The following is a 10,161-nucleotide window of genomic DNA, read 5'->3' as shown; positions in this document are numbered from 1 at the left end:
GAGCAGTTCGGCGACGGCCAGGACGGCGTCGTTGGTCAGGGTCGCCATAACACTCCTTACGCGGGACTCGCGGTTCCGGACGCGGGCGGCGTCTCGACGCCACCGAGAACCGCTGGGGCGGCGGCCAATCCGGCGTCGATCTCGAATTCGCCGACGGCGGGTGCGTCCGCCGCCCCCGCCCGGGCGACGCGTTCCTCCTCGGACTGCGCGGCGGCGGGGCCGGCCGCGGCGGGAACCGCTTGGCCGGTGGCCGTCCCGGTCTGCGCGGGCGAGGCCTGCAGCGCGGTGAATTCGGTGGACCGCGCCACCTGGGCGACGGTCTGGACACGGGTGCCGGTGAGGGTGCGCGGCATATCGAAGGCGGCCAGGTTCGGCATGGCGGGCATCCCGGGAACGGCGGGCATCGCGGATGCCGATTCGGCGGCCACCGCGGCGGCCGCCTGCTCCCCCGCCAGGGCGTCGCCCGTGGCCAGCACCGGCGGCTCGATCTGCTGCCACGGCATCGCGAGCGGTTCGGTGGCGGCCTCGTAGGTGCGCATCACCCGGGCCGCGCCGGCCTTGGCCACGTCCTGATCGGCGCTGATATCGGCGGCGGCGCCGACCAGCGGCGCGCCCATCGCGGCCCCGATGGCCTGCACCGTGTGCATCGCCTGTTCCAGCGCCGCGATCTCCGCGATATGCGGCATCGCCAGCCGGGCCACCTCGTACGCCGCGGCCTGTTCGGCGGCGTGGGCGGCGTTGCGCCCGGCGGCCGTCGCGGCGTCGAGCAGCCAATCCCGCATCCGCGCAATGCGTTCCAGCACTTCGTCACTGCGGTCGGACTGCCAGTGCCCGCGGATCTCGGCGACGATCCGGTCGTAATCCACCACGGCGGCACCGAAGTTCGCGGCCAGCCGCCCCCAGGCCGAAGCGGCCTCGGCCATCGGCACCGATCCCGGGCCGGTCGTCAGTTCGCGTGCCAGCCGCTCGGTCGGCCTGGCTTCCCAGACCACCCCGGTGAAGCCGTCACCCGGTGGTTCGACCATGTCGTCGCGCCCCGATCAGGCCGTGGCGCCGAGGTCGGCGGCGTTGTCGCTGTCCATCCGGGACAGCCCGCGCGACTGCGCCCGCAGGGTGGCGGCCAGTTTGCGCAGCTCCTGCACGCCGAGGTTGCCCGACGAGTCGAACGACGCGCCGACCTCGGTCAGGGTCGTCGCCGCACGCAGCGACACCTCGTCGATACCGGGAGCCGCCACCGACAGCGCCGGGGTGTCGGCCCGCAGGCCCGCCTCCAGACGGTCGGCGAGTGCGTCGAGATCGGCGGCGGTGCGCGCCGCGACTACGGGATCGAATTCCATCGCGAACTCCTAGAGGGTGAGAGCTTTGTCCGGCGGCTCGGTGTCCGGTGTGGTGGTGACCGCGTCGGCGGCGCCGACCACGGGGAGGGAGACTCCGGCGATATCGCCCACGACGTCGTTACCGTGCGCGGCCGTGACGAGCTGTCCGCGCACCGCGTCGCTCGCGCTGCTGGAATCCGAAGCGGCGCGGGCCATTCCGGCCGCGCCGGCGCCCGGCGTCATCGGCATCATGCCCGGGCTACCCGCCGTACCGGACGAGGCGATCGCGGATTCGGTGCTCGCGGTGACGGCCGCCTCCGTCATGATCGACGGGGTGCGCGCGGCCTGCAGGGATGAGGACATCTCGGGTGGCCCGGCGGCCGGTGCGCCGACGCCACCGGGTGCGCCGGCTCCGGATCCGGTTCCGGCGGCCGCCGGAGTTCCGCCCGCCGCCGGAACCGGGGCCGCGATCGGTTTCGCGGCGCGGCCGGTGACGCCCGTGGCCGCCTGCGCGCCCGCGCCGCCGACGGCCGACAACGACTGCACCATCTGTAGCGCCTGCGAAACGTATTGCGTCGCATTGCCCGCCGCGCTACTCGAGCTCGACGCGTTGGTCGCGAGCGACATACCGGACGGTGTGGCGCTGAGCCGGGACGTGGTGCCGGCCACGGACTTCAGCGAAGCCTGCGGCACCGCGACCCGCTGCGCGGCGACATTCGACACCCCGTGCGGCACATTGGTGATCTTGACCTTCTGGCCGGTGTGCGCCATCTTCGCGCTGTGCGCGGTCAGCTCGACCCGCGTCTTGGTGACCACGGCGAGCGCCTCGGCCAGTGTCTGCGCCGACATCGCCAGCACGAACACCTGCCCCGGCGGGGTCACGATGAACGGCGCGGCCGCCGCCAGCGAGGTCAGGTATTTCGAGGTGATGCCCGTCATCAGCGCGTTTCCGGTGAATACGCTGCCGGCCGCGGCGGTCGTGCCCAGCGACATCTGCGTGCCCTGGCCCGCCACCGCGGTACCGTCGGCGGCCGCCTGGGTCGATTTGGCCGCCGCCGACAGCGCGCCCGCGCCCTGCCACAGCGACATCGCCGTCTGCATCGCCGTGGTGCCCAGTTGCACGACGGTCTGCAGCACGGCCGAGATCTGGGAGAGCACCTGCGTCGGGTCCGCACCCGGGCCGCCGCCGAGTTTGCCGGTGCCGAAACTGCTGGCCAGATCCGTGATCGGTTTGGTCAGCGCGTGGAGGTCGAGCACCGGCAGCGGCGGCAGCTGCGGCAGCGGTGGCGCCGGCGGCAGCTGCGGCAGGCCCGGCAGCCCCATCTCCCGCAGTACGTCGTTGACCGGACGGTCCACGATCGACCCCATCGCGCTCTGGCGCAACAGGTCGACGATCGACCGGTCCAGGCCCGGTTCCATCACGCGCGGCCGATTCCGCCGAGCAGGTCGGCGTTGTCCTGGTCGGTCGTCGCGTAGGTGGCGGCACTCTGATGCGCGGTCACCGCGGTACCGGCGTGCACGGTCGCCAGCTCGACCACCGAACTCAGGTGATTCGCCTGCGCCAGCGCGTATGTCGCGAGAAAGTCCTGACCGATCAAACCGAAGACCGGAACGGCCGCGGCGATGGCCACCGCCTGGTTCACCGTGCCCGCGGAGAGTGTTTCGGTGGCCATAGCGGCCGCCGTGTCCCCGTAGCGACGGATCGCCTCCGGTACTGCTACCAACTCGCCCATCTGAAAGCCCCTGCCCGGTAAGCCGATTCGCGCTCGCGTAACCGGCGGATCGAACATCTACCGAGCAATTGCATCAGGCGTCGACGTAGATTGGCACGCGCGCAGCTTAAGAACGCGTTACGCGTCAGTGAATCTCGCGCGTACCGGCGCCGTTCTCCTCGTTGAATGCGGCGATCAGATCACCGCGTTGCGCGAACGCACGGGCGGCGGCGCTGCGCGCGGTGGACACTACCACCTGCTCGAACTCCGCTGGGGTGAGCCGATTCACCAACGGTGAGAAAACGAGATCGAGTAATGCGCCGTTACCGTCGACCTCCACCGTGACGGCGCCGTCCGGTGAGGTTTCGCGGGCCCGCACCCCCGCCATCCGGTCACCCAGATCGCGCATGCGTTCCAGTTGCCGCTCCGTGCGGGCGACCAGCTCGTCCATCACCGAAACACCGGACAGATCAGGCATATTCGCCATCGGCTCCCCTTCGGTCGCGTCGTCTCCGGCGTCGTGGCCTACCACTCCACCGACCTCAGCCAGCTCTGCGGTTCCGTGTCGTACTCCTGCTCGTCGATCAATTCCTGCCGTTCGACCTGCTCCGCCGTGGGCAGTCCGGTCAAGGCGAGCAGGTCGCTGCCCAGCCCGGCCTCGGCGAGTTGGCGCCGCCGTGCGAGTCCGGCCCGATCGGCCGCGCGTGAGCACAGCCGGAGCAGTTCGGCGGCCAATTCGGCAGGTTCGCGGCGTAATTCGCTCGCCTCGATCGAAATCCGCAGCGGCAGGCCCTGTTCGGTCGTCTCTACCGCGATCGAACCCGATCGCGTTGTCGCGGTGGACATCATGCTCCTCGTTGTCGGTCGGAATCGGGCACGGTGGCGCCGGCCGGTCAGACGCGCTCGTCCTTGATCGCGCGGACGACGGTGATGATCTCGGCGTTGATCGCGGCGATCAGTCCCTGCCGGTCCACTCCGGCGGCGGTGCGCGGCGGGCCCGCCTGGATCACGTAGCGGCCGTCGCCGGACAGGTCGCGCCAGTCCAGATGCCGGACGGTACGACCCCTCGGGCCGAAACGCGATACGCCCTGGGCGATTTCGATGGAGCCGGAACGCTCCGGGACGATATCGAGAAAGCGCTGCCCGGCGGCCTCGTCGGGCTCGTCGTAGCTGTCCCAGAGTTGCGGGGCACCGCCCGCACTGTCGGCCGATACGTAGTGCGCTTCGGTGACACCGGCCGCCGATTCCGGATCGGGCGGTAACAGAATGTGCCCGGAGCCACCGGCCTCGACCTGTGGCAGCGCATCCGCGACCATATCGGCCAGCCGCAGCGGATCGCACTGCACCATGGTGAATCCACCGGCGTGCAACAGGGTGCGCCCGGGCAGCTGGGTGAGCAGGTAGCCGCGATCCTCTCGCCGGGCGGCCAGTAGCCGGACCGCTCCCTCGCCGCGATGCGGGTCGTGGCCGTCGAACCCCGTGACCAGGACGGCGAGATCGGGCCGGGTGCAGTCGCGCACCGCGTCGAACAGGGTGTGGTCGGGCCGGGCCAGCATCCGGTCGCGCAAGCGCGTGCATTCGCGCTGGAAGTCGTCCTCCAGCGGAATGTCGGTGGTGTAGACGAACGGACGCGGTGGCCCCTCGTCACCGAAATGCCGCCACATGACGACGAATTCGAGATCGGTGAAGCTCCAGCTGCGGTTCATTTCTCGACGACCGGCTTCACGACCACGGGCGCATCGCCGAGCGCGTCCTCGAGATGCTCGACCGAATCCAGATAGGCGGGCCGCTTGTGCTCCTTGCCCTGCTGGTTCTGCGCGCCCGCCCCGGCCGCACCCGGCGAACCGGGAGTGCCCGCCATCGGCGCGGCGCCGGCGCGGCCGGTCGCGGAGTCGACGGTGGTGGCGCTCAACGCCGTGCTGAGCGTGCTCGCCCGCGGGAACAACTTGGAGGCCTGCGCCAGATCGCGATTGAGCGCGGGTAACCCCGGCAGCCCGGCACCGCCGCCGGGCACACCGCCACCGCCGCCACCCGCACCGCCTCCGGCGCCCGCGAGGGCGGACAGCGGATCCGAGCCGTCCATACCCGGAATGCCCAGTCCCGGAATATCGCCCAGCCCGGCCTTGGCCAGCGCGTCCTGCTGCTGTTGCTGCGTCAGGGTCTGGGCGACCTGCTGGAACGCCTGCATCAGCTGCTGCGCACCCTGCTGCGCGGCCGACATCAGTTGCTGGACAGCGGACATGACCTGCTGCTGTTCCTGCTGTTGCTGTGCGGCCGCCTGCTGCTGCTCCTGTTGCTTCTGCAGTTGTTCCTGCTGCTTCTGTTGCTGTTGCTGTTCCTTCTGTTGCTGCTGCTGGGCTTCCTTCTGCTGCTTGTCGTATTCCGCGGCCTGTTTCTGCTGCTGCGCCAAGGCCTCGCGCTGCTGCCGGGCCGCGGCCTCCTGCGCGGCCTTGGCCTGTGCGTCGTTGGGTGAGCCGCCCGGAGTCGTACCGCCCGGCGGGGTCGCGCCGCCGGGCGGGGTCGCGCCCCCCGGAGGATTCTGGCTGCCGGGCGGGTTCTGACTTCCGGGCGGATTCTGGCTGCCGGGCGGGTTCTGACTGCCCGGTGGGTTCTGGCCCGTCGGGTCGTACGGATTGGCCGGAATCTGGCCGAATGCCGCCGCGGCCGCGGGCAGTACCGGAACATGCGACGAGGACTGGTTCATCCCGAAGACATAGGTACGCCGGAAACTCTCGCGCACCGTTTGAATCCACTGCTGTTGCGTCTTCGCGTCGGCATCGTTGTTCGGCGGCATGCTGTACTGGGTCTCGTTCAGCCACCCCGAGGTGTAGACGAGCAGATCGCCGGTGCCCCTGATCGCGGTGGACAGCCCCGGGATGCTCTTGCCGTAGGCCTGCACCGCCGCGACCGCGGTCTCCTTACCCGGTCCGCTCCACTTGTCGACGGTCACCGAGTCGATCTTGTTGAGCAGATCCGAGTAGACCTTGTTCACCTCGGTCGCCATCCACCACCAGGTGCCCGCGTGGTTGGCGAGGTTCTCGGCCACCTTGTTGACCCGGATGTAGTTGCCGACCTGGAACAGGTCGTACCAGCTCATGTAGTCCGGCGCTTCGGGGCTGATGGTCGAGGACTGGAACGACTGCAGTCCCGCCTTGTTGTCCATCGCGTTGACGGGATTCTTCAGATCGTCGTTGGTGCCAGGCACTTTCGGCGGGTCGCCCATCGGGTCCAAGCCGTCGGCGTCCCACATGTAGTCCGGTTTGCCGCTGACATTGTCCAGTAGCGCGGAGTTGAAGCCGTCCATCTTCCCGTAGGCCTTGCCGGCCGCGATGAAGGTGTCGATCATCTGGCCGAGGATCGTCTTGTGGTCCTCGAAGACCGTCTTCAGATCGGTGGCCTCGGTATCGAACTTCTTGCCCAGCGCGGTGCCCGACGCGAGATTCGAGACCGGCGAACCGGCGGTGAGATCGTCGGTGTAGAGCTGCAACGTCTTCAGCGCGGCGATCGTGTTCTCCGCGGCCGCGGCCACCTCCAGGGCCACGTCCGGCTCGAATTTCAGCGCATCCTTGCCGGAGGTGTGGTTCTTCGTATAGTCACTCAACGCCGGCCACGGATTGCCCGTAGCGACGGGCGTAGTCGGATCGGGCGCCATCGATCGTGCTCCTCGAATTCGGTAGCAGCGGAAGCTGCGCGTTCACCCCGTCGGCGATACCGTCCGCAGGTCGTCCCCCGCCCGCGCCGATATGCCGAATTGCAAGTCCCACATCATCTTTCGAACAGCCTGCGACCTGCGAGCAACACCGGCGGCAACGGCGGTTGAACGCGGGGTGAAACACCGGCGGCGAGTGTCACCCCGCCCGCAATGCGCCGCGCCGCTCCCGGAACCGCTGTTCGAAACCCTCGACGTATACCGACGGCGCGATCGAGGACGAGGACTGTTCCAGCACACCGTCGTCGGCGACGTAGAACACGGCCCGCCCGATCGCCACCTCGTCGGGTTCGGCGGGCACGTAGACCATCCAGCCCACCGAGATCCGGTCCGCGTGCAGTCGATCCAGCGGATATCCGTCGGTATCGATCCCGGCCTCGCCGATGTGACCACGCACCCGCTCGAGCGCCTCGGCCCGCGGCAGCGGCGCCGGGCCCGTCGGCGTCGCACCGGCCAAGGTGAGCTGGTTGAATGCGCCGTCGATATCGAAGCCGCCGTCGTCGCCGAAGACGGCGACGAGGGTTTCTCGGGTAACCACATCGGCCTCGGCCGCGGCGACCAGAGTGTCCACCGCGGAGCGCAATTCGTCGTCGGCCTCGCCGTCGATCAAGCCGCGGATCACCTGCGCGACGGTGGCCGAGGTCCACACACCCGGCAGCGCGTCGCTGAGGTGATCGGCCGAGGGCGACTCACCGCGATACCACCGCCCGTTCTCCCACCAGTAGCAGAACGACAGCAGCCCGTCGCCGAAGCGCGGATTGAGCACCGAATTCGACACCCATTCCGGTGCGCCGGCATACAGCCGCGGCAGCGGTGCACCGCCGTTGTAGGCGGCATCGAGCGCCGGCGCCTCCCACACCCCGCCGGAGAGCACGGCACGGCCGCCGGGCAGGAGATACAGCGTGCTGCCGCCGCGCCGGGCGCCCTCGAACCAGCCCAGCGACGGCAACACGCGCGGGCCCCACTGCGATCCGGCGGCGACGAAAGCGGCCGCCATCACCGCCCACCGGCTCCACAGCGTGGGCAGCTCGGGAAAGTCGTCGTCCGACAGCACGGGAACCACACCCTCGGCACGATCGGCGCGCGCCTGCCGGGCCGCGACGGCCGGCGGGCGGGACTGCCGGTCGCCGTGCCCGATGTAGGCGCCCAGCCAGACCGGCACCCGATCGCGCGGATATGCCTGCAGGTCGGCCACATACGCCTCCGGCGCCAGCAGTTGATCGTCGGGGAACGGTTCGTCACCGTAGTCGTAGTCGACCTGCAGATGTCCGGCCCGGTCCAATCGGACGAACAGGCGCCACCAGGGACCGCTGTCGAAGGCCGCGGACAGGTCGCGGTGCTCGCGCACCAACTCCAGGACCGACTCGGGCGGATCGGCACGCAGCACGCGGTCCTGGTCGTCGGTGAAGACGACCTCGCCGCCGCCGACCACCACCGTGAGGGCGAACACGGCCGTCAGCTCGTGCCACCCCTCGGGCGCGACCGCCGCCAGTTCGCGCGCGATCCCGTGCGCCAATTCCCTGGCGCGCGCCTCCGGATCGACTGCCGCCGCGATGGATTCGGGCATTCCGCCGCCGAGCGTGAAGCCTACGTCCGGCTCGTCCTCGGCGGCGGAACCCGCGGTGTCGTGCGACGGAAGATCGGGCCGGTCGTCGGGTGCGGGATCCGGCGCGGCGGCCGCGGGTGCGCTGTCCGGTCGGGCCGGCACCGGTGTGGTGTCCTGCGGGTCCGGGGTGTGGTCATCGGGGCGGGTCACGTCGCGGTGTTCTCCTCGTTCGCGTCCGCCGTCCGGCGCGGCCGGCTGCGGACATCCTCATCGGTGCGATGCTCGGTAACAGTGTGCGGTGCTGCGCTTTTCACCGCACACCCCGGACTGCGGCGAAGATCTGCGTTCGGCGGGCGGGATTGTCGAGCACATCGCGGATCCACAAGCCGAGGTCGAGTTCCGGTTTGCGCCGGCGATAGCGCACCGTGCACACCGCCAGTCCCGCTCGGGTCACGGTGAAGTCGGTATGCCGGCGGCCGGCACGCTGCCAGTGCACGATCACCGCCAGATCGTCGGCATCGATCAACTGGCCGGCGACGCGCAGGAAGAGCCGATCGTCGGTGCGGAAGAAGACGAACTCCACGCCGTCGAGATCGCCGTACACCCCGCTGAACGGACCCATCGGCTCGGCGGCCTCGTGCAGCGATCCGGTGAGCGGATCGACCTCCGCGCAACGGTGACCGTTGAACTCCTGTACCAGGATGCGGGGCGCGGCGGGAGTCGGCGAGCCGGGCGGGTGCGCGGGGTGACGTGCCGGAGTGGAGGCGGAAGCCGGGTTGTTGCCCTGCGGCATCGGTGGGGCGAACGGTGGGAAGCCGTTCTGCGGGAAGTTGTTCTGCGGTTGCTCTGCCGGAACCGGTTGTACCCCAAGGTTTCCCGCTGCGCCGATTGCCGGATCACCGAGGGAGAACGGGCGACCGACCGAGAATTGCCGATCGTGGGCGTTCCCGTATCCGGCTCCCGGGTCGTATCCGGTGCCGTGGCCGTTCCCATTGCCGTACCCGGCCCCGTACCGGTCGGCACCGCCAGGCCCCTGCCCGACGCCATGATCCGGCGGGATCGCTGCGTGTGGACCGTCGGATACCCGCGGTTCAGGGGCCGGCTGCGGCGGAAGCTGCTGTGGGACAGCAGGTTCAGGCATGTGAGGAATCGCGCCCAGCGGATCGCCGAATGGGTTGAGCCCGGTTCCGGCTGGGTTCACGTTCCGCTCGATACCCGCGCCCGGCAACGGGAACGGTTGTGAGGCGGCATTGCCCGGGACGCTCGAGTCCGAAAGCCACGGCGGTACCGGGATGTTCGGCTGAGCCTGCGACCCCGGCAGATGGTGGTGGTCGTGGGCGTGATGATGGTGGTCACCATGCTCGTGGCCGCCGTGGTCGTGACCCCCGTGATGGCCGTGGCCACTGTGGTGGTGGTCATGACCGTCGCCGCCGTGCTCGTGGCCACCGTGGTCGTGATCCCCATTGTGGCCGTGGCCGCCGTGATGATGGTCATGGCCGTGGCCACCGTGGTCGTGATCGCCGTGGCCGCCGTGGTGACGGTCATGACCGTGGCCGCCGTGCTCGTGGCCACCGTGGTCGGGGCCGCCATGGTCGTGATCATTTCCGTCGTGGCCGTGGTGACCGTGGTGACCGTGATCATGCCCGTGGCCGTGCCCTCGGTGATCGCCGTGGTGATCGGGGTCGTGACCGTGATGGTCGTGGTGGCCACCGCATGGGTCATGATGGCCTACGCCGGGCTGTCCCGGGCCGGGCTTTCGCGGCGGCTGATGCGGCGGGGGCTGATGCGGCGGCGGCTCGTGCGGCGCGCGGGTCGTCGGGCGATGCCGACGCCGGGGAATCCGGAGAGAAGGGAGAATCCCGAGGGGACCGGGCCGAG

General features: G+C 70.0%; 11 protein-coding genes. 1 reads left to right on the top strand and 10 read right to left on the bottom strand.

Annotated features, from left to right (window positions below):
* Positions 1-56: 56 nt before the first annotated feature.
* The 10 genes from A5780_RS24730 to A5780_RS24685 form a co-directional block, all read right to left on the bottom strand.
* Complete coding sequence (locus A5780_RS24730) at positions 57-1,025, bottom strand: PPE domain-containing protein (RefSeq protein ID WP_063012537.1); 969 nt, start codon at positions 1,023-1,025, stop codon at positions 57-59.
* Positions 1,026-1,040: 15 nt separating this feature from the next.
* A complete protein-coding gene (locus A5780_RS24725) occupies positions 1,041-1,337 on the bottom strand; it encodes a PE family protein (protein ID WP_063012535.1) in 297 nt (98 codons plus the stop codon).
* Between the two features lie 9 nt (positions 1,338-1,346).
* Complete coding sequence (locus A5780_RS24720; RefSeq protein ID WP_156769652.1) at positions 1,347-2,738, bottom strand: hypothetical protein; 1,392 nt, start codon at positions 2,736-2,738, stop codon at positions 1,347-1,349.
* Complete coding sequence (locus A5780_RS24715) at positions 2,735-3,049, bottom strand: type VII secretion target (RefSeq protein ID WP_030513423.1); 315 nt, start codon at positions 3,047-3,049, stop codon at positions 2,735-2,737. Before A5780_RS24715 ends, A5780_RS24720 begins: the two co-directional genes overlap by 4 nt.
* Before the next feature lie 124 nt (positions 3,050-3,173).
* Positions 3,174-3,515, bottom strand: coding sequence for a YbaB/EbfC family nucleoid-associated protein (locus tag A5780_RS24710; RefSeq protein ID WP_227462745.1), 342 nt, complete (start codon positions 3,513-3,515; stop codon positions 3,174-3,176).
* Positions 3,516-3,553: 38 nt separating this feature from the next.
* Positions 3,554-3,874, bottom strand: a complete 321-nt coding sequence (locus tag A5780_RS24705) for a hypothetical protein (protein WP_063018659.1) — start codon at positions 3,872-3,874, stop codon at positions 3,554-3,556.
* A gap of 47 nt (positions 3,875-3,921) precedes the next feature.
* A complete protein-coding gene (locus tag A5780_RS24700) occupies positions 3,922-4,734 on the bottom strand; it encodes an ESX secretion-associated protein EspG (RefSeq protein WP_064909719.1) in 813 nt (270 codons plus the stop codon).
* Complete coding sequence (locus A5780_RS40235) at positions 4,731-6,680, bottom strand: hypothetical protein (protein WP_064909718.1); 1,950 nt, start codon at positions 6,678-6,680, stop codon at positions 4,731-4,733. The genes A5780_RS24700 and A5780_RS40235 overlap by 4 nt, the downstream gene beginning before the upstream one ends.
* Before the next feature lie 196 nt (positions 6,681-6,876).
* Complete coding sequence (locus A5780_RS24690) at positions 6,877-8,493, bottom strand: hypothetical protein (protein ID WP_082976698.1); 1,617 nt, start codon at positions 8,491-8,493, stop codon at positions 6,877-6,879.
* Between the two features lie 100 nt (positions 8,494-8,593).
* Entirely contained in the window at positions 8,594-9,076 is a 483-nt protein-coding gene (locus A5780_RS24685; RefSeq protein WP_064907188.1) for a hypothetical protein, read from the bottom strand.
* A 528-nt stretch (positions 9,077-9,604) separates the two neighbouring features.
* Here A5780_RS24685 and A5780_RS24675 point away from each other — a divergent pair.
* Positions 9,605-10,161, top strand: a 557-nt coding sequence (locus tag A5780_RS24675; RefSeq protein WP_197521854.1) for a hypothetical protein, incomplete at its 3' end; no start/stop codon positions are given.

The organism is Nocardia sp. 852002-20019_SCH5090214 (genome assembly GCF_001665865.1).
Lineage (GTDB): Bacteria > Actinomycetota > Actinomycetes > Mycobacteriales > Mycobacteriaceae > Nocardia > Nocardia nova.
The sequence above is the reverse complement of the archived record's forward strand: the minus strand, read 5'-3'. Positions and strand labels throughout refer to the sequence as shown.